This is a genomic window from Micromonospora sp. NPDC005305 (assembly GCF_040607315.1).
Classification (GTDB): domain Bacteria; phylum Actinomycetota; class Actinomycetes; order Mycobacteriales; family Micromonosporaceae; genus Micromonospora.
In genome coordinates this window covers 1-19302 of record NZ_JBEXGL010000002.1, presented here as the reverse complement: position 1 = coordinate 19302, position 19302 = coordinate 1, and the positions used below count along the sequence as shown (strand labels likewise).

Annotated in this window: 16 protein-coding genes and 1 tRNA gene; 12 read left to right on the top strand and 5 right to left on the bottom strand. The window is 72.8% G+C overall.

Annotated elements, in window-relative coordinates; genetic code table 11:
- The first annotated feature begins 107 nt into the window (after positions 1–107).
- The 3 genes from ABZS80_RS03125 (at position 108) to topA (ending at position 4388) form a co-directional block, all read left to right on the top strand.
- Entirely contained in the window at positions 108–647 is a 540-nt protein-coding gene (locus ABZS80_RS03125; protein ID WP_151462039.1) for a hypothetical protein, read from the top strand.
- The gene (locus ABZS80_RS03120; protein WP_355054210.1) at positions 638–1249 is read left to right on the top strand and encodes a hypothetical protein; all 612 of its coding nucleotides are present in this window, start codon (positions 638–640) and stop codon (positions 1247–1249) included. Before ABZS80_RS03125 ends, ABZS80_RS03120 begins: the two co-directional genes overlap by 10 nt.
- A gap of 313 nt (positions 1250–1562) precedes the next feature.
- On the top strand, positions 1563–4388 hold the full coding sequence (topA, locus tag ABZS80_RS03115; protein ID WP_355054209.1) for a type I DNA topoisomerase: 2826 nt from the start codon (positions 1563–1565) through the stop codon (positions 4386–4388).
- Between the two features lie 62 nt (positions 4389–4450).
- On the opposite strand, the gene ABZS80_RS03110 is transcribed toward topA, so the two are convergent.
- Entirely contained in the window at positions 4451–5758 is a 1308-nt protein-coding gene (locus ABZS80_RS03110) for a D-arabinono-1,4-lactone oxidase (protein WP_355054208.1), read from the bottom strand.
- A 225-nt stretch (positions 5759–5983) separates the two neighbouring features.
- Here ABZS80_RS03110 and ABZS80_RS03105 point away from each other — a divergent pair, with 225 nt between their 5' ends.
- Positions 5984–6559: a TetR family transcriptional regulator gene (locus ABZS80_RS03105; protein WP_151462035.1), complete on the top strand. Its 576-nt coding sequence runs from the start codon at positions 5984–5986 to the stop codon at positions 6557–6559.
- Between the two features lie 116 nt (positions 6560–6675).
- Here ABZS80_RS03105 and ABZS80_RS03100 read toward each other — a convergent pair whose 3' ends face one another.
- A complete protein-coding gene (locus ABZS80_RS03100; RefSeq protein WP_355054207.1) occupies positions 6676–7884 on the bottom strand; it encodes an amino acid deaminase/aldolase in 1209 nt (402 codons plus the stop codon).
- A 149-nt stretch (positions 7885–8033) separates the two neighbouring features.
- Between ABZS80_RS03100 and tmk the strand changes: the two genes are divergently transcribed.
- The 6 genes from tmk (at position 8034) to ricT (ending at position 14156) form a co-directional block, all read left to right on the top strand.
- Positions 8034–10250: a dTMP kinase gene (tmk, locus tag ABZS80_RS03095; RefSeq protein ID WP_355054206.1), complete on the top strand. Its 2217-nt coding sequence runs from the start codon at positions 8034–8036 to the stop codon at positions 10248–10250.
- Entirely contained in the window at positions 10247–11578 is a 1332-nt protein-coding gene (locus tag ABZS80_RS03090) for a DNA polymerase III subunit delta' (RefSeq protein WP_355054205.1), read from the top strand. Before tmk ends, ABZS80_RS03090 begins: the two co-directional genes overlap by 4 nt.
- Before the next feature lie 125 nt (positions 11579–11703).
- Positions 11704–12033, top strand: coding sequence for a YbaB/EbfC family nucleoid-associated protein (locus ABZS80_RS03085; protein ID WP_091261137.1), 330 nt, complete (start codon positions 11704–11706; stop codon positions 12031–12033).
- A gap of 1 nt (position 12034) precedes the next feature.
- Positions 12035–12340, top strand: coding sequence for a type VII secretion target (locus ABZS80_RS03080; protein WP_355054204.1), 306 nt, complete (start codon positions 12035–12037; stop codon positions 12338–12340).
- Positions 12340–13008 carry a hypothetical protein gene (locus tag ABZS80_RS03075; protein ID WP_355054203.1) on the top strand — a complete coding sequence of 223 codons (669 nt, stop codon included), beginning with the start codon at positions 12340–12342 and terminating at the stop codon, positions 13006–13008. Before ABZS80_RS03080 ends, ABZS80_RS03075 begins: the two co-directional genes overlap by 1 nt.
- A gap of 287 nt (positions 13009–13295) precedes the next feature.
- The gene (ricT, locus tag ABZS80_RS03070) at positions 13296–14156 is read left to right on the top strand and encodes a regulatory iron-sulfur-containing complex subunit RicT (RefSeq protein ID WP_355054202.1); all 861 of its coding nucleotides are present in this window, start codon (positions 13296–13298) and stop codon (positions 14154–14156) included.
- 100 nt (positions 14157–14256) lie between these two features.
- Here the strand turns inward: ricT and ABZS80_RS03065 are convergent, their stop codons facing one another.
- Positions 14257–15978, bottom strand: coding sequence for a metallophosphoesterase (locus ABZS80_RS03065; protein WP_355054650.1), 1722 nt, complete (start codon positions 15976–15978; stop codon positions 14257–14259).
- A gap of 148 nt (positions 15979–16126) precedes the next feature.
- On the opposite strand from ABZS80_RS03065, the gene ABZS80_RS03060 reads away from it, so the two are divergent.
- Positions 16127–16200 (top strand) — tRNA-Thr (locus tag ABZS80_RS03060).
- A gap of 175 nt (positions 16201–16375) precedes the next feature.
- Here ABZS80_RS03060 and ABZS80_RS03055 read toward each other — a convergent pair.
- Both ABZS80_RS03055 and ABZS80_RS03050 read right to left on the bottom strand, forming a co-directional pair.
- Complete coding sequence (locus ABZS80_RS03055) at positions 16376–17185, bottom strand: tyrosine-type recombinase/integrase (RefSeq protein WP_355054201.1); 810 nt, start codon at positions 17183–17185, stop codon at positions 16376–16378.
- A gap of 169 nt (positions 17186–17354) precedes the next feature.
- On the bottom strand, positions 17355–17540 hold the full coding sequence (locus ABZS80_RS03050) for a helix-turn-helix domain-containing protein (RefSeq protein ID WP_355054200.1): 186 nt from the start codon (positions 17538–17540) through the stop codon (positions 17355–17357).
- Positions 17541–18080: 540 nt separating this feature from the next.
- On the opposite strand from ABZS80_RS03050, the gene ABZS80_RS03045 reads away from it, so the two are divergent.
- A complete protein-coding gene (locus ABZS80_RS03045; protein WP_355054199.1) occupies positions 18081–19190 on the top strand; it encodes a GNAT family N-acetyltransferase in 1110 nt (369 codons plus the stop codon).
- Positions 19191–19302: the final 112 nt, after the last annotated feature.

Below are 19302 nucleotides of genomic sequence, written 5' to 3'. Positions count from 1 at the left end.
GGCGGTTCCCGGTCGGCCCCGGCCGGCCGGGAACCGTGCCGTCCGGCGGTCCCGTGCACGAAACCTGACCGGTGGCACTTCCACCGCAAGGTCGTACGCTGCTTCGCATGCGTACGCGCCGGGCGGCAACCGCCGGAAAGCTCACGGTGGTCCTGGCCACGCTGGTCCTCGTCGTCTCGGGCTGCGGCGGCCCCAGCCCGCAGGCCTGGGCCGCGTCGGTCTGCCAGGCGCTCAGCCCGTGGCGCGCCGAGATCAACAAGCTGACCAGCAGCACCCAGCAGCAGATGACCGCGCGGACCACCCCGGCGCAGGCCAAGGAGAACCTGGTCCGGCTCTTCGCCGGGGCCGAGGAGGCCAGCGAGACCGCCCGGCGCAAGGTCGAGGAGGCGGGCGTGCCGGAGACCGACCACGGCGACGAGATCTCCGCCGGGTTCCGCGCCTCGCTCAGCAAGGTGCGCGACGCGTACGGGCGGGCCCGGGACACCATCGACCGGCTGGACACCGCACAGGCCGGCCCGTTCTACGACGGCGTGCGGGCCGCCGTGGACACGCTCAACAAGGAGTACGACGCGAGCGCGCTGGACACCAGCAGGCTCAACTCACCCGAGCTGAAAGAGGCCTTCGACGAGGTCCCGGAGTGTCGCTGACCCCTCCCACCCCGAAACCGGCCCGCCAGCCCTCGCTGTTCTCCACCGAGGCGGTCGACCCGTCGCTGGCGGACCTCGCCGGCCTGCTCGCCGGGCCCGCTGAGGTGGTCCGGATGGGCGGGACGGCCCGGGTCTCCGTGGTGGTGGACGCCGCCTGGCGGGTGCACGTGCTGGTGGCCGAGCTGGGCGCCCGGGGCATCCCGGCGAGCTGGGAGCCGACCGGGGACGGGCGGCACCTCGTGCGCACCGCGTACGCCACGACGCTCGCCCCCCTCGCGCTGGCCTGGCTGCGCGGCACGGTGAAGCGGCCGCCGGCAGCGTTCCACCTCAACGGGCGGCGGCTGCGGCTCTGGCTCGCCGCCGCCGGGGCGGCCGACCCGGCCGGGTTCCGGCTCAGGCTCGGCCCGGCCGACGAGGAGTGCTGGCCGCCGGTGCGCGCCGCGCTGGCCGCGGTGGGGCTGCCCGCCGCGTTCGTGGAGGCGGACGAGGGCGGGCCGGCGTACCGGATCACCGGTCGACGGCGGGTGAACCGGCTCGCGGAGCTGGTGGGGGACCGGCCGGGGGCCGTGCCGGCGGCCGAGTGGCCGGCCACGCACGGCTGATTCTCCGGCGCAAGCCCGCCGCGTGTCCGATCCCGGACACCCCCTGCGGAGGTTTGCCCAGGAAAACGACCGGTGTCTCCTCCGCCATGGGTGCGCGATCGTCACAGTGACCCGCTCGGCGCCCTACCCACGGTGTACGGTGGCGCCGTCCGGCGGGGTGCGGGCAGATGGTCGACGCCACCTGATCATTTGCCGCCCACGAAACCCGGAACGCGGACGGCGCGTTACGTTGGACATCCGGACCGCCGGTGGTCCGGCAGGGTGCAACACGCCCCGAAGCGGGCATTGCGTAGGAGTGAGGTCGGGGAGAGACGTGCCGAGCAACGCTGGAACCACCCGTCTGGTCATCGTCGAGTCACCGGCGAAGGCCAAGACGATCTCGGGCTACCTCGGCCCGGGGTATGTCGTGGAGGCCAGCTTCGGCCACGTCCGGGACCTGCCCCGCAACGCCGCCGAGATCCCGGCCGCCTACGAGGACAAGCCCTGGGCCCGGCTCGGCGTCGACGTCGACAACGGCTTCGCCGCGCTCTACGTGGTCTCGGCCGACCGGAAGAAGCAGATCACCAAGCTGAAGTCGCTGGCCAAGGAAGTCGACGAGATCTTCCTCGCGACGGACGAGGACCGCGAGGGCGAGGCGATCGCCTGGCACCTCGTGGAGACGTTGAAGCCCAAGGTGCCGGTCAAGCGGATGGTCTTCCACGAGATCACCAAGCCGGCCATCCAGGCCGCCGTCGCCAACCCCCGGGAGATCGACCGGGACCTGGTCGACGCCCAGGAGGCCCGGCGCATCCTCGACCGGCTCTACGGCTACGAGGTCTCCCCGGTGCTCTGGCGCAAGGTCCGCAGCGGCCTCTCCGCCGGCCGGGTGCAGTCCGTGGCGACCCGCATCGTGGTCGAGCGGGAGCGGCAGCGGATGGCGTTCCGCACCGCCGAGTACTGGGACATCCTGGCCACCCTGGCAGTGGCGAACCCTGGCGAGGGGCCGCGCACCTTCAACGCCACCCTGATCGCGCTGGGCGGCGACCGGATCGCCACCGGCAAGGACTTCGAGCCCACCACCGGCCGGGTCCGGGCCGGCGCCGGCGTGGTGCACCTGGACGAGAGCGGCGCCCGGGGGCTGGCCGCGCGGCTGGACGGGCGGCCGTTCACGGTCACCCGGGTCGAGGAGAAGCCCTACCGCCGCCGCCCGTACGCGCCGTTCATCACCTCCACCCTCCAGCAGGAGGCGGCCCGCAAGCTGCGGCTCTCGTCCCAGCAGACGATGCGCACCGCGCAGCGGCTCTACGAGAACGGCTACATCACCTACATGCGTACCGACTCGGTGAACCTGTCGGAGACCGCCATCGCGGCGGCCCGCCGGCAGATCGCCGAGCTCTACGGCGAGCGCAGCGTGCCGCCGGAGCCGCGCCGCTACACCGGCAAGGTGAAGAACGCGCAGGAGGCGCACGAGGCGATCCGCCCGGCCGGCGACAACTTCCGCACCCCGGGCGAGGTGGCCAAGGAGCTGTCCGCCGAGGAGTTCAAGCTCTACGAGCTGATCTGGCGGCGCACCATCGCCTCGCAGATGACCGACGCGGTCGGCTCCAGCGTGTCGGTGCGCATCCGGGCGCTCTCCTCCGCCGGCGAGGAGGCCGACTTCGGCGCCACCGGCAAGACCATCACCGACCCCGGCTTCCTGCGCGCCTACGTCGAGTCCAGCGACGACGAGAACGCCGAGGCCGAGGACGCCGAGCGGCGGCTGCCGACCCTGACCAAGGACCAGCCGCTCACCGCCGACGAGCTGGCCCCCCAGGGCCACCACACCCAGCCGCCCGCCCGCTACACCGAGGCGTCGCTGGTCAAGGCCCTGGAGGAGCTGGGCATCGGCCGGCCGTCGACCTACGCGTCGATCATGCAGACGATCCAGGACCGCGGGTACGTCTTCAAGCGCGGCCAGGCCATGATCCCGTCGTTCCTGGCGTTCGCGGTGATCGGGCTGCTGGAGCGGCACTACCCGCGCCTCATCGACTACGACTTCACGGCCAGCATGGAGAACGAGCTGGACGAGATCGCCGGCGGCGACCACGCGGCGGTCGACTTCCTCACCTCCTTCTACTTCGGCAGCGCCAACGGCACCGGCGACCAGGCCATCGCCCACGCGGGCGGGCTCAAGAAGCTGGTCACCGAGAACCTCAGCGACATCGACGCGCGCAGCGTCAACTCGATCCCGCTGTTCACCGAGGACGACGGGCGCGAGGTCGTCGTCCGGGTCGGCCGCTACGGGCCGTACCTCCAGCGGGCCCTGCCGGGCGAGCAGCCCACGCCGCCCGCGGAGGGCGAGGAGGGCGGCGGCCAGGGCGACCGGGCGCCGATCCCCGAGGGCCTGGCACCCGACGAGCTGACCCCGGAGAAGGTGCACGAGCTGTTCCTCGGCGGTGGGGGCGAGCGCAAGCTCGGCGACGACCCCGCCACCGGCGAGCCGATCCTGCTCAAGTCCGGCCGGTTCGGCCCCTACGTGGCCAGCGGCGAGCGGAAGTCGTCGCTGCTGCGCTCGCAGTCGCCGGACAGCCTCACCCTCGAGCAGGCGTTGCAGCTGCTCAGCCTGCCCCGCCTGATCGGCGCCGACCCCGAGGGCAACGAGGTGGTCGCCAACAACGGCCGCTACGGCCCGTACGTCAAGCGCGGTGACGAGTTCCGCTCGCTGGACTCGGAAGACAAGATGTTCACCGTCACGCTGGACGAGGCGCTCGCCCTGCTGGCCGCCCCGAAGACCCGGCAGCGCCGGGCCGCCGCGCCGCCGCTGCGGGAGATGGGCAACGACCCGGCCACCGAGAAGCCGCTGGTCATCAAGGACGGCCGGTTCGGCCCGTACGTCACGGACGGGGAGACCAACGCCTCGCTGCGGCGTGCGCAGACCCCGGAGGCGCTGACCCTCGAGGAGGCCTCCGAGATGCTCGCCGAGAAGCGGGCGAAGGGCCCGGCGCCGAAGAAGAAGGCGGCGAAGAAGGCCGCCCCGGCCAAGAAGACGGCGGCCAAGAAGACCGCCGCCGCGGCGAAGTCCACGGCCACCAAGAAGACGACCACCGCCAAAACCACGGCGGCCAAGAAAACCCCGGCCAAAAAGGCAGCCCCAAAAAAGGCCACCACCGCCCCGGAGTAGGTCGATCTTGCGAGATCTTGGAAGGAAAAGGTCCTCATGGGGGCCACTTCCCTCCAAGGTCTCTAGGTGCCCAGGACCTGGTTCAGGTACGGGTTGGTGAAGCGGTTGTCCGGGTCCAGGCGCTTGCGGACTGTCTGGAAGTCGGTGAACTTCGGGTAGGCGGTCGCCAAGGACTCCGCGTCCCGCCAGTGCAGCTTGCCCCAGTGGGGGCGGCCGCCGAGTTCCGTGGCGACCTTCTCGAACGCCCGGAAGTACGGCTCGTACGGCATCCCCACGTACTGGTGGATGGCGACGTACGCGGAGTCCCGCCCGTATCCGTGGGAGAGCCAGATGTCGTCGGCCGCGGTGAACCGCACCTCGACCGGGAACAGCACCTTGAACGGCAGCCCGTCCACGATGCGTTGCAGTTCCGCCAGCGCGGTGGGCAGGGCGGCGCGCGGGAGGCCGTACTCCATCTCCACGAAGCGGACCCGGCGCGGGGTGCAGAAGACCCGGTCGGAGCGACCGGTGTAGGTGCGTTCGGTGAGCGCCCGGGCGGAGATCGCGCTGATGCCGGGGGCGAGCGCGGGCGCGGCGCGGCCCAGCCGGCAGGCCCCGGCGAAGACGGTGTTGGAGAGGAACTTGTCGTCCAGCCAGCCGCGCCAGCGGGGCAGCGGCCGGTCGTCGGCGGGTACCCGGTCGTTGGTCTTGACCTGCACCCGGTCGGTGTAGGGGAACCAGTAGAACTCGGCGTGGTCGTGCTGCTCGACGAGGCCGGGCAGGTCGTCGAGCACGGCGGCGAGCGCCGCCGGCCGCTCGTGCGCGCGGAGCACGAAGGCGTCGACGCAGCGCAGCGTGAGTTCGACCAGCACTCCGACGGCGCCGAGCCCGACGCGGGCGGCGGCGAACACGTCGCGGTGCTCGTCGGCGGAGCAGCGCAGCACCTCGCCGGTGCCGGTGACCAGGGTCAGCGCGGTGACGAAGGTGGACAGGCAGCCGAGTTTCGCGCCGGTGCCGTGGGTGCCGGTGGAGAGCGCCCCGGCGATCGTCTGCGCGTCGATGTCGCCGAGGTTGGGCAGTGCCAGGCCGTGGGCGGCGAGCAGGTCGTTGAGGGTGTGCAGGGTCATTCCGGCCGGTACGGTGACCAGGCGGCGAGCGGGGTCGACGGTGACCTCGGTGTCCAGGTCGGCGAGGTCGAGCCGGTGCCCGTCGGCGACGGCGGTGCCGGTGAAGGAGTGTCCGCTGCCCACCGCCCGGATCGTCCGGCCGGTGTCGGCGGCGTGGCGCACCGCCTTGGCGACCTCCTCGACGGTGCGGGGGCGCACCGTCAGGGCGGCGGTGCTGCGCTGGTTGCCGGCCCAGTTGGACCAGGTGGCTGCCGTGCCGGCCATGGACGCTCCTCGACGTGAATATGAACTGACTTCATATCAGGAACGTTGTACCTGGTAAATACCGCAATCGAGCCCGGCTCGTTGTACCGGTAGTCACAGACTCGTGACGTGCAGATATGTTCATCCGTCGAAGGGGGGTGGCGCCGAGTGTCCACACCAGCCGCCACGACCGGGCCGCTGCGTCGGGTACCGGTGCAGGGTCGAAGTGTCGCGCGGGTCCAGCGGATGCTGGACGCCTGCGCCGAGCTCGTCGACGAGGTGGGGTACGAGGGTTTGACCACGACCCTGCTCGCCGAGCGTGCCGAGGTGGCGATCGGGTCGGTCTACCAGTTCTTTCCGGACAAGCGGGCCATCGTGCAGGCGCTGACGCTGCGCACGATGGAGTCCTATCTCCAGCGGCTCGACGAGCGGTTCTCCTCCGCCGACCTGACCCACTGGTGGGACGGTGTCGACGCGGCCATCGACGAGTACATCTCGATGCACCGCACGGTCCCGGGCTTTCGTACCCTGCACTTCGGCGACGTGGTCGACCTGCACCTGCTCGACGAGCAGCGGGACAACAACGGGGTGATCGCCGATCAGCTTGCCCGTGTGCTCACGGAACGGTTCGGTCTGGCCGGCGTGCCCGACCTCCGCTTCCACCTGGAGGTCGCGGTCGAGGCCGCCGACTCGCTGATCAAGCTGGCGTTCCGGCGGAAGACCGAGGGCGACGAGCGGGTGCTGATCGAGGCGAAGGCGCTCATCCGGGAGTACCTGCACCGGCAGGTCGACGCCCGGACGGAGGCCGTGCAACAGGGTTGAGCAGGACGTCACCGCTCTGGTGCCGGCGGTGACGATCACAGGTGCGACGCCCGGGTGCGACCGGGCAGGAGACGAGCGGCGGGTTCCCGAGGTGTACCGGGACCCGCCGTCACCGTCTAGAGGAACGCGTGGCCCTCGCCCCGGTAGGTCGGCACGGTGGCCACCACGCTGTCGCCGTCGACCAGGTGCACCTCGTTGACGTGCTCGCACAGCTCGCCGGCCTTGGCGTGGCGGAACCACACCCGGTCGCCGATCCGCAGGGCGGTGGCGACGTCGCCGGCGAGGGGGGTCTGCACCTCACCCGCACCCTCCGCGCCCAGCAGCTTCAGACCGGCCGGCAGCCACGGCCGGGGCAGCCGGCTGTCGGCGGCCGGGCCCGACGCGATCCAACCGCCGCCGAGCACCGTGGCCAGCCCCGGCCCGGGGCGGCGGACCACCGCGCAGGCGAAGAACGCCGCGGGGGTGGGGCGCCAGGCACGGTACGCGTCGAAGAGCGTCGGCCCGTACAGGCCGGAGCCGGCGGTGACCTCGGTGACCGCGGGGTCGGCGCTGGTGGCGGCCACGCTGCCGGTGCCGCCGCCGTTGACGAATTCCAGGTCGGCGTGCTCGCGTACCGCGGCGACCGCGGCCGCCCGGCGGGCCAGCAGTTCCCGGTACGACCCGCGCTGGGTGACCCGGATGGCCGTGCCCAGCACCGCCTGCCCGGGCGGGGCGTCGCCGAGGCCGGCGATCTGCGCCTCGTACGCCATGAGGCCGACCAGCCGGAAGCCCGGCCGGCCGGCGACGGCGGCGGCGAGGCTGCCGGCCGCCCCGGCGCTGTGCACCGGGGAGCGCCGCACGCCGACGTGCACCCGGCCGCCTAGGGGTCGCCAGGAGGCGTCCAGTTCGAGGCAGACCCGCAGCGCCGGCCGGCGACCGGGCGGGCTGACCTGGTCGATCAGGTCGAGCTGCCCGGCGTCGTCGACCATCAGGGTCACCGCCTCGGCGAGCGCCGGGTCGGCGGCCAGTTCGGCGAGCGCCCCGCGGTCGGCGGTCGGATAGGCGACCAGCACGTCGTCGCTGACGCCGCTGCGGGCGAGCCAGAGCGCCTCGGCGAGGGTGAACGCCATCACGCCGCGCCAGCCGGGCCGGGCCAGCGCCCGGGTCAGCAGCTCCCGGACCCGGACCGACTTGCTGGCGATCCGGACCGGCTTGCCGGCCGCCCGGTCGACCAGCGCGCCGGCGTTCGCGTCGAAGGCGGAGAGATCGACCACCGCGTACGGCGGGTCGAGGTGGGCGGTCGCCCTGTCGAGGCGATCGCGAAGTTTGTCACGGTCGATGGCCACGTCTGCACGCTAACTGTCTGGGCGCCAATGCGAAATACCCTCGCGTCTGTCCGGGCTGCGGGCGGTGGTGCCGGCGGCCTAGGCTCGGCGAGCAGGCGAATGTCGCGGAGGGGGTCGCAGCTCGCCGCGACTAGAGTGTTCCACCGGGGATGCCCAGCTCTGGGCCGGCACGTGGAGGTACGGCCATCGAAAGCCAGAACAACGGCGAGTCGCCCGGCGTGTCGTCGCCCGCCGACCGCTCCGGTGCGGCCGCCATCCGGTCCGTGCTGCGCATCCGGCCGTTCCGCCGGCTGTGGATCGTGCTCGGCGTCGCCTCCTTCGGCGACTGGCTCGGCCTGCTCGCCACCGCCCTCTTCGCCGCCGCCCAGGTATCCGGCAGCACCGCCCAGGGCGCCGCCTTCGGCGGCGTGACCGCGATCCGACTGCTCCCGGCGCTGGTGCTCGGCCCGGTGGCGGGTGTCTTCGCCGACCGGTTCGACCGCCGGTGGACCATGGTCATCTGCGACGTGCTGCGCTTCGTGCTCTTCGCGTCCATCCCGCTCTACGCGCTCACCGGCGCCAGCGGCGGCCTGGTGGTCGGATGGGCGCTGATCGCCACCTTCCTGATCGAGTCGGTCACCCTGCTGTGGATCCCGGCCAAGGAGGCCGCGGTCCCGAACCTGATCCCGCGGACCCGGCTGGAGACCGCCAACCAGCTCACCCTGATCACCACGTACGGCCTCACCCCGGTGGCCGCCGCCATCGCGCTGGCCGTGCTGGACCGTGGGGTGCGTGGGGCGGTCGGCGGCGACCTGCCCGACTGGGCCGAGCCGGCCCAGCTCGCCCTATGGTTCAACGCCTTCTCCCGGCTGGCCACCGCACTGGTGGTGGCCTTCGGGATCAAGGAGATCAGCGAGGCCCAGCGCGGCGAGACGGAGCGCGTCGAGCAGAGCATGTTCCGCCAGTTCGCCGACGGCTGGAAGTACATCGGCCAGACCCCGCTGGTCCGCGGCCTCGTGCTGGGCATCTTCGGCGCCTTCGCGGGCGGCGGCATCGTGGTCGGCACGGCGAAGTTCTTCGCCAGCTCGCTCGGCGCCGGTGACGCCGCCTTCTCGCTGCTCTTCGGCGCGATCTTCGTCGGCCTGGCGCTGGGCATCGGGCTCGGGCCGATGATCGTCCGGGACATGTCCCGGCGCCGCTGGTTCGGCATGAGCATCGTGCTGGCCAGCGCCTCGGTGCTGGTGCTCGCCTTCGCCATCCACCTGTCCATGGCGATGCTCGGCGCGGTCCTGGTCGGCGCGGGCGCCGGCATGGCCTTCCTGGCCGGCACCACGCTGCTCGGCGGCGAGGTCGCCGACGAGGTGCGCGGCCGGGTCTTCGCCGTGGTGCAGATCGGCACCCGGCTGGTGCTGATCCTGGCCATCGCGCTGAGCAGCCTCCTCGTCGGCGTCGGCGGTTCGCGCCAGCTGACCATCGCCGACCTGGGCATCTCGGTCTCCTCGACCCGCCTGCTGCTGCTCGCCGCCGGCGCCGCCGGCATCTTCGCCGGGATCAGCGCCTTCGGTCAGATGGACGACAAGAAGGGCGTGCCGGTCCTGGCCGACCTCTGGGGCTCGATCCGGGGCCGCCCGCTGATGCCGTCCGAGCCCTTCGTCTCCAGCGGCCTCTTCGTGGTCTTCGAGGGCGGCGAGGGCGCCGGCAAGTCCACCCAGCTCGCCGCGCTCGCCGACCGGCTGCGCGAGCAGGGCCGCGACGTCGTGGTCACCCGCGAGCCCGGGGCCACCGGCATCGGGGAGCGGATCCGCTCGCTGGTGCTGGATACCTCCGGCGACGAGGCCCCGTCGCCCCGCGCCGAGGCGCTGCTCTACGCCGCCGACCGGGCGCACCACGTGGCCACCGTGGTCCGGCCGGCACTGATCCGCGGCGCGGTCGTGATCAGCGACCGGTACGTCGACTCGTCGCTGGCGTACCAGGGGGCCGGGCGGACCCTGCCGGTCCAGGAGGTCTCCTGGCTCTCCTCGTGGGCCACCGGGGGCCTCAAGCCCGACCTCGTGGTGCTCCTCGACGTCGATCCGCACACCGGCCGCTCCCGCGTCGACTCCCGCAGCCAGGGCACCGACCGGCTGGAGGCCGAGTCGCTCCCGTTCCACGAGCGGGTCCGGTACGCCTTCCTCGACCTGGCCGCCGCCGACCCCAAGCGCTACCTGGTGCTCGACGCGTCCCGCCCGGTCGAGGAGATCGCCGCGGCGGTGGCCCGCCGGGTGGACGAGTTCCTCGTCGACCCGGCCGGCATCGTGCACCCGCGCCCGGCCCAGGGCCCCGACACCACGGTCCAGCCCGAGTTATCCGACGCGGAGCTCGTGACGATGGAGCGCCCCCGACGATGACGGACGTCTTCGCCGACCTGGTCGGGCAGGACGAGGCGGTGGCCACGCTCCGGCGGGCCGCCGCCTCGGCCGCCGCCCTGCTGCGCGCCGCCGCCCCGGCGGTGGCGCGGGCGGGCGCCCCGGCGGCCGGCGGAGCCCACCCGACCGGCGGGCACGACGACCTCGACGCGCTCGCCGAGGAGTTCGACGAGCCCGGCGGCGCCACCCCCCGTGACGGCGCCGGCGCGGATGGCGTCCAGCCCGGCGCCGGGATGACCCACGCCTGGATCTTCACGGGGCCGCCCGGTTCCGGCCGGTCGGTGGCCGCGCGCGCCTTCGCCGCCGCCCTGCAGTGCGTGCACGGCACCGGCTGCGGCCACTGCCCCGGCTGCCACACCACCCTGGCGGGCACCCACGCCGACGTGCGGCTGGTGGTGCCCGAGGGGCTCTCGATCGGCGTGAACGAGATGCGCGCGCTGGTGCTGCGGGCGGCCAGCACGCCGTCCGGCGGCCGCTGGCAGGTCGTCATCATCGAGGACGCCGACCGGCTCACCGAGGCCGCGGGCAACGCGCTGCTCAAGGCGGTCGAGGAGCCGCCACCGCGTACCGTCTTCCTGCTCTGCGCCCCCTCCACCCACCCGGACGACATCTCGGTGACCATCCGGTCGCGGTGCCGTGTCGTGCCGCTGCGGCAGCCGCCGGCCGGCGCGGTGGCCGAGGTGCTCGTACGCCGGGACGGCATCGCCCCCGACGTCGCCGAGTGGGTCGCCGCGGCGGCGCAGGGGCACGTGGGCCGGGCCCGGCGGCTGGCCCGCGACCCGGAGGCCCGGCAGCGCCGCGAGGCCGTGCTCGCCGTGCCGCGCCGGCTGACCGGGGTGGGTGCCGCGTTCGACGCGGCCTCCGCGCTGATCGAGGCCGCCGAGGCGGAGGCCGCCGCGACGGTCGCCGAGATCGACGAGGCGGAGCGGGTCGCGCTCCAGACCGCGCTCGGCGCGGGCGGCACCGGCCGGGGTGCGGCCGGGGCCATGCGGGGTGCCGCCGGGCAGCTCAAGGACCTGGAGCGGCGACAGAAGTCGCGGGCCACCCGGGCCCAGCGGGACGCGCTCGACCGGGCCCTGGTCGACCTGGCCGGCTTCTACCGGGACGCGCTCACCATGGCGCTGCGGGCGCCGGTCGCCCCCGTGCACACCGACACCGCGGCGCTGGCCGGGGCCGGCGCGCAGAAGTGGGACGCCGAGGGGGCGCTGCGCCGGCTGGAGGCCGTGCTGGAGTGCCGGGCGGCGATCGAGGCGAACGTCAAGCCCCGGATCGCGGTGGAGGCCATGATGCTCGCCCTGTGGAAGGGCTGACCACCGCCGTCGAGGTTGTCCACAGGGCATCGACAGGCTTTGTTGACTGCGGTACGGTCCGGTGTGGCCGCGCGGTGACGGTGGCGGCACGCTCAGTGACGGGGTCAGCCGGGAGGAGTCCGCCGATGCCACGGGGGGAGATCGACGAGGCCTGGATCGAGGAGGCGGTGCGGCGCTACCGGCGCATCGAGACCCTCCAGGCCGAGTTCGACCAGGCAGTGGCGACGGTCGAGGTGACCGTCCGCTCGCCGGACGGCCTCGTCGAGGTGGTGGTGACCGCCGGCGGGCGGATCACCGACGTGCGCTTCCTCGGCCCGCTGCACCAGCGCAACCCCCGGGACGTCGCCGGCTCCGTGCAGGCCGCCGTGACCGCCGCCGCCGACGCGGCGCAGTGGGCCCGGGAGAAGCTGCACAACGAGACCTTCGCGGCCTACCGGCCGCTGGCGGGAGCCTGAGATGGAGACGTTGCGCGCGCTCGCCGCCCGCCTGGACGAGGCCGGCGCCACCCTCGCCACGCTGGCCCACACGGTCACCGCCACCGACCCGCCCCACCCCGCCTTCGGCGCACACGCCACCGGCCGGCCCGGCGAGGTCGGCCGGGCCCTGCACCGGCAGTGGACCGAGGCCACCGGCGACCGGGCCCGCGAGGCGCAGGCCGCCGCCACCCGCCTGGCCGCCGCCGCGGCCGCCCTGCGCAGCGCCGCCGACCGCTACCCGGCGACCGACGAGCACGTCGCGCGGCGGCTGGCCCGGGAGGCGTGATGGACGCCCTCGACCGCCTCGCCGAGCCGGGCCTCGACCTGCTCGCCCGGGTCGACGCGCTGCTGGCCGCCGGCGCGCCCGAGGGGCACCGGTTCTGGCCGCTGCTGCGCCGGATGCGGGTGCTGCCCGGCACGGCCGTGCGCGAGTTCCTCGACCTGCACCCCGCGCCGCTGACCGGCGCCGGCCACGCCGTGCGCCGGCTCGTCCGGGGGTACGACGACACCGGCGCCGTCCTCGCCCACCCGGTCGCCTGGTCCGGGCCGGCCGCCGCGGCCTACGACGAGGCCCGCGCCGCTCTCCTCCGGCACGTGGACGAGGGGCCGGAGAGCCTGGTCGGGCGGCTGGAGTCGACCGCCGGCTACGCCGACGCCCTGGCCGACTGGGTGGAGGCGAGCCGGGCCGCGCTGGCCCGGGCGCTGGCCGAGGCGCTGCACTCGGCCGAGGCGGTCACGGTGCACGCCGCCACCCGCCCGGGCGCCGAGGCCGGCCGGTCCGGTGCCCTCGCGGCCGCCGAGATCGCCACCCGGGTGCTGGGCGTGCTCGGCGTGGCCTACGACGGCGCGGAGACGCTGCTGCGGCAGTGGGCGCCGAGCCTGGCCGAGACGACCTGGCGGGACCGGACCACGAGCGTGCCCCGCTACGGCGGCACCACCCGGATCGGGCAGTGACTGGGCCGCGCAAGCCCACGGCGTCGCGCGCCGAACCGGCCGTGGCCGGGCTCCGGCGGCGACGCCGTGGCTTCCCCTGCACCCCCCGCAGGTATGGCTTCACTCAACGCGGTCGGCCGCCGTTTGTCCCGTAGCTGACTCATGTTTCAGCCGTCCGGGCGAGGATCAACGACACGAGGGGTCGGGATCGGTTCGGTCGAGTCGACAAACATGGATCGCTGCGCCGGGTGACCGGACGGCGACGGGCGGCCGGCCCGGATCCGTCCGAAGGTCGTAGGGTGGTGGGCATGGGCATGCTCTGCGCGGTCAGTTTCAACCGGTACGGGCGCCTCTTCTACCTCGACCCTGGTGAGCTGCGCCCCCAGGTGGGCGACAAGGTGCTGGTGCCCACCGACGACGGGCCCGAGGTGGCCGAGTGCGTCTGGGCCGCGCAGTGGGTCAGCGAGGACACGGCCGGCTTCCCCCGCCTGGCCGGGATGGCCGCCGACGACGACCTGCGCCGCGACGAGCTGCTGCGCCGGCGCAAGGCCGACGCCAAGGTGGCCGCCAAGCGGCTGATCCGCGAGCACGGCCTGCCCATGAAGGTGGTGGCCATCGACCACGTCTTCGCCACCCCGGAGACCGGCAGCGACCGCACGACCGTCTACTTCACCGCGCCGCACCGGGTCGACTTCCGCTCCCTCGTCCGCGACCTGGGCGCGACCCTGCACTGCCGGGTCGAGCTGCGGCAGCTCTCCGCGCGGGACTCGGCGCGGGTGCAGGGCGGGATCGGCTCCTGCGGGCGGGACCTGTGCTGCGCCACCTTCCTCACCGACTTCGAGCCGGTGACCATCCGGATGGCCAAGGACCAGGACCTGCCGCTCAACCCGCTGCGCATCTCCGGCGCGTGCGGCCGGCTCATGTGCTGCCTGAAGTACGAACATCCCCTGTACGCCAGGTTCCAGGAGTCCGCCCCGGCGATCGGGGCCCGCGTCACCACGCCAGAGGGGGAGGGCCGCGTGGTGGGCCACAGCGTCCCGAGAGACGCGGTGACCGTCCGCCTGGACGCCGACGGCTCGCGCTCCATGTGCTCCCGCGCCGACGTCTGCGGCTCCCGCCGCGCCTACGAAAGCCGTGACCAGTCCGGCTCGGAGAACGCCGCACGCTGATCGCCGCCCCGCCCCGCCCCGGCCCCGGCCCGCGTTGATCAAGAAGTTTGCGTCAGGATCCGCGCGTTTCCTGACGCAAACCTCTTGATCAACTGGTGGGTCAGCGGAGGACGATGGGGGGCTCGGCCAGGCGGGGGGTCACGGGGGTTTTCGGCTGGATCCAGCTTGCGGTGGGGGACTGGTCGGGGTTCAGTTGCCAGGAGTGGGAGACCTTGTCGACGGCGATCGGATAGATCGTCAGTGTGCCGTCCGGGTCGATGCGGAGGCGGAGGAACGACTTCGAGTCCTCGATGCCCTGGCCGGCGAAGAGCTCGTTGACGTTCACCCCGAACGACCCCGCCACCAGCAGGTAGAGCGCCACCAGTTGGCTGGCGACCAGCCCGCTCACCGGCCCGTACAGGACGGCGGCGGCGACCGCCGGCAGCGGCCACGGCCAGTCGTAGAACGGCAGTTGCAGCCAGAGCCAGGTGCCGCCGGCGGCCAGCGCCACGTGGGCCAGCCCGTGCGTCACGCCGAGGATCCAGTGCCGGGCGTGCCGCTTCCCACCGGCGCTGGGCGGCTTGGCGAAGAACGCCGCACCCAGCAGGGTCACCGCCAGCATGATCACCAGCGGCACGCTGAACAGCCGCTGCTCGGTGGTGCCGACGTGGTTCCCCGCCACCCCGGCCATGGCCAGCATCAGCAGCGTGTGCAGGGTGCCCAGCAGGGTCGTGAAACCCGGGTTGCGGAACGGCAGCCGGGCGAAGATCCCCCAGCCGTACCGCCGGGAGCGGGCCTTGTCCGGATAGCGGGCGGCCAGGTCGTACTCGCGGGTGCGGCTGGACCGCCGGGCCAGGGTGTCCCGCGGCGGCACCTCCAGCCGCTCGGGCAACTGGTGCGTGGGGTAGAGGTAGGCGCCGCCGCCCCCGCAGGTGATGAGCTGCCGCTCCGGGCCGGTGTAGCGGGCGTAGTGGTGCAGGTCGCCGGAGACCAGCAGCCGCACCTGCGCGCCGGTGGGCGCGACGATCGTACGGATGAAGTAGTCGATCGAGTCGTAGGCCGTGGGATGGTCGTGGGCCTTGACCCAGGTCGGCGCCGGCACCGCCAGGATCACCTTCGACCGGGGCGTGAGCTTCCGGGCCACCTCGTCGAAGTAGGTGAGCTGCGGGTCGTCCAGGTACGACCCGGACTGGTCGTCGAGGCCGAGCAGCCACCAGTCCGCCGGCAACTCCACGGCGAAGTACGAGCGGGACTGGCCGGTGCCCCAGCCCGCGAAGTGTCGGTCCCGGGAACGGACGAACAGCCGCAGGAACGCGGTCAGGCCGTCGTACCAGTCGTGGTTGCCCGGCACCGCGAAGAGCGTCGGCCGCTGCGGCGGCGCGACCGGGAGCGCGGCCTGGTACGGCCCCTTGCACCGGTCCTCGTACGCCTCGTAGGCCGCCGACGGGTAGACCTGGTCGCCCCCCATCACCAGGGTCTGCGCCCGGGGCAGCCGGTGGCCCTCGACCTCCAGCTCCGGCTGGGCGAGCAGGTACGCCACCGAGTACGTGGCGTCGAAGCCGTCGCCCAGGTCGGCCACGTAGTCCAGCCAGAGCCCGCCGTCCGGCCCCACCTGCCGGAACGTGTCGTCGCCGAACGCGTTCTGCAACTCGCGCTTGTCCAGGTACGCCCCGAACAGCATCGCCAGCAGGGTCCGCAGCCCGGTGCTGATGAGCAGCAGCGGCGCGAGCCACGGCACCGGCTTGCGCGGGGTGAAACCCAGCTCCAGCGGGTCCAGGCTGCGCGGGCGCCGGCTGGCCCGCTCGCCCGGGTGCGCCTCGGGGATCGGCTGCTGCGGCGGCACGTGATCGTCACTCACCCGCCGCAGGGTAGTCCCGACCGGCCGCGAAGTCTCTCCCGCGCACGTGCCGAAACTCCCGGATGTCCGGTTCGGAGGTCAGGGGGATCCCGTTCGGCGTCCGCCGGGGTGTGCCGTACACTTGACGATCGTTGCCGCCTTAGCTCAGTCGGCTAGAGCGACGCACTCGTAATGCGTAGGTCGACGGTTCGATTCCGTCAGGCGGCTCGGTACAGAAGCCCAGGTCAACGACCTGGGCTTCGCCGTTTTCCGAGATCGATCACGTGGGCGCTGGCGGACCGAGTCCTTGAATAGTCCTTGTCCCGTGCCGCTACCGCGTCGTCTAGCCGGTTTGCGACCGCGTCCAGGTCGTCACCGAACAGGCCCGCGTACACGTCCAGCGTCATGGACGCCGAGGCGTGTCCGAGCATCCGCTGCACGGCCTTGACGTTGGCGCCCGCCGCCACGGCAGGCTCGCCGCCGTGTGCCGCAGGTCGTGCGGAGTCAGCCCGGCCAGCCCGACCGACGCCGCCGCCGCCGGCCCGAACACCCGAGACCGGAAGTTGGTGTTGCGCAGCGGGCCGCCGTTGGGGGCGGTGAACACCAGTGCATTCCGGCGCTTGCCGGCGACGTGGGCCGCCAGCTCGTCGACGAGGAACCGTGGGATCGGCACCGACCGGCGTTGATGGTTCTTCGGCGTGCCTTCGACCAGCTCCCCGCTGACTTCCGCCAAGGCGACCGCCACGGTCACCCGGCGCCGCAGCAGATCCAGACGGGACACGTGCAACGCCGACGCCTCGCCCCACCGCAGCCCGGTATACGCGAGGAACCGGACCAGCAACCCGTAGCGTCCGCACGCCTCCGCGAGCCTCGCCACCTGGTCGTGGTGGAGAAACACCGGCTCCTCCCGCACGACCCGAGGCAGCCGCACGCCCTCTGCCGGAATCCGGGACAGGCGGCCATCCCGCACGGCGTGCGACAAGGCCAGCGACAGTACCCGGTGCGCGTACCGGACCGTTGCCGGGGCGAGGCCCGACGCGGTGAGCCGCTGCACCCAGGCCGCCACCTCGGCGTATGAGACTGCCGAAAGCGGGATGTTCGCCCACGTCGGAAGGATCTGCCGCCGTAGCGCCAGCTCATACCGGGCGCGAGTCGACGGCTTGAGCTGCACCTGAGCGGCCATCCATTGCGATGCCCAAGCGCCGACCGTCACTCGCGCCCGAGCAGGGTCGATCCAATCGCCTCGGGAGATAGCTGCCTTGGCTGACGCCTCCCACCGCTCCGCGTCCGACTTCCGGTCGAAGTGCCGAGCTATCTCCTTGCCGGAGGCGTCCCGGACGCGCGCCCGCCACTTCCGGTCCGGTCGCTTCTGAATGCTCACGCTACCCCGCCTGCTTGACGAGCCAGGTCCGCACGTCGGCCGGGTCGTAGCGCAGATGACAACCGACCCGAGACGCTCGCGGCCCGATCCGGCGGTACCGCCACTGATAGAGGGTGCTCACCGGCACGCCGAGGAACGTCGACACGTCCTCAGCCGTCCACAGCGGTTCGATGGTCCGGGCCTTCATGCTGCTCCCTCCTGAGGCGTGGCAGTTGCCGAATCGTCGGGCGGGTCGGCGGCCCGTCTGGCGGCGTTGAGTTGGGCGCGCCATTGGATGCGTTCGGAGATGGCGCGGAGGCCCCGGTGGCCGAGGGGTGGGACATCGGGGTCGGTGGGTTTGGCGAGTTCCCAGGCGTGCCGCACGGTGTCAGAGCCGGCCGGGGCCGAGTCGGCGTCGGTGGTGACGCCGAGCAGAGCCTTGACCCATTCCTTCCGGTCGGCCCGGTGGTCGGACAGCGTCTTTCCCGACCACTGCCGGGAGATGAGGACGCGTCCGTAACTCGGTTGCGTGCTTGGCCCCCTTTATGACGGGATGGGCCGTGTGGTGACTGAGATTCGTCCTGTGGAGCGTCGCGAGGTCGTCGAGTATTTGCGGGCGCTGCCGTTCGCGAACGGGCTACCGAGCTGGGAGCCGTACCCCGCAGCGTGGCACGGTGGCGCGGAGGCTTGGCCGTGCCCGCGGCCGCCAGCGACTCGGGAGCAGCTGGAGTCGTGGGCCGATGAGTTGATGGCGGACGACACCTTCCGACCACAAGCGGCGATCGTGGACGGCAAGGTGGTGGGGGCCACGGCGATGCTGTCGCTCGAGGTGACCGCTCCAGGGCTGCGCGTGGTGCCCATGGGTGGCGTCACCAGCACCGGCGTCATCGCCACTCATCGGCGGCAGGGCCTGCTGCGGGGCATGATGCAGGCGATGTTCACTGATGCCCTTGAACGTGGTGAGGGGATCGCCGAGCTCAGCGCGAGCGAGGGCAGCATCTATGGGCGGTTCGGGTTCTCCCCAGCGACGCTGCGCACCCGTTGGGAGATCGAACGGTCGGCCGCCCGGCTTGTCGACGCCGATCCTGACCCGGGCAGCCTGGAGTTGGTCGATGCAGCGACAGCGCGGGAGGTGTGGCCCGGGATCTTTGACGGGGTGCGACGGGCACGGGTCGGCGAGATCACGGCACCCAAGGGCCGCTGGGCGGGCCTGTCCGATGAGGCCAATGGCACCGACGGGCCGCTGCGATACCTCATCCACCGCGACGCGGAAGGGCAGGTGGACGGCATCGCGAACTATCGCCTGCCGTGGTCGACAAACCCCGATGGGGTCGGCGTGCTGGTGGTCGAAGCGCTGGAGGCGCTCACCGATGAGGCCTACCGAGCCATGTGGTCCCTGCTGCTTGACTTCGACCTCACGCGCAAAGTCGTCGCCCCGACACGACCGGCCGACGAGCCTCTGCGCTGGATGCTACGCAACCCGCGGGCCATGCGCGTCACGCGGCAGTCGGACAACCTCTGGGTACGAGTCCTCGACCTTCCCAAAGCCCTGACCAGCCGCGGCTACGACACCGACGGTCACCTCAGGATCACCGTCGAGAAAGACCCAGAGTGCCCCCACAACATCGGTACGTGGGAACTTGAGATCAGCAAAGGTGAAGCCGAATGTCGGCGCGTTGATGGCGCCACGGACCTGACCCTAGACATACAGGCACTCGGATCGCTCTACCTTGGGGGGATGTCCGCTGCCGCCCTGGCTCGCGCCGGCAAGATCCGCCCACAAGAAGCGGATGCCCTCGCCACCCTTTCACGACTCTTCCGCACCGACCCCGAGCCTTTCAACTCGATCGGATTCTGAACCGAGGCTGCATCCGCTCATGGCACCCCTTTATGTCAAGGCACCGCTGGAACCAGGGGTTTAGGGTGGTTGGTGGCGGGTCCGGGAAGTGGCTTGTCCGAAGGGCCGATGT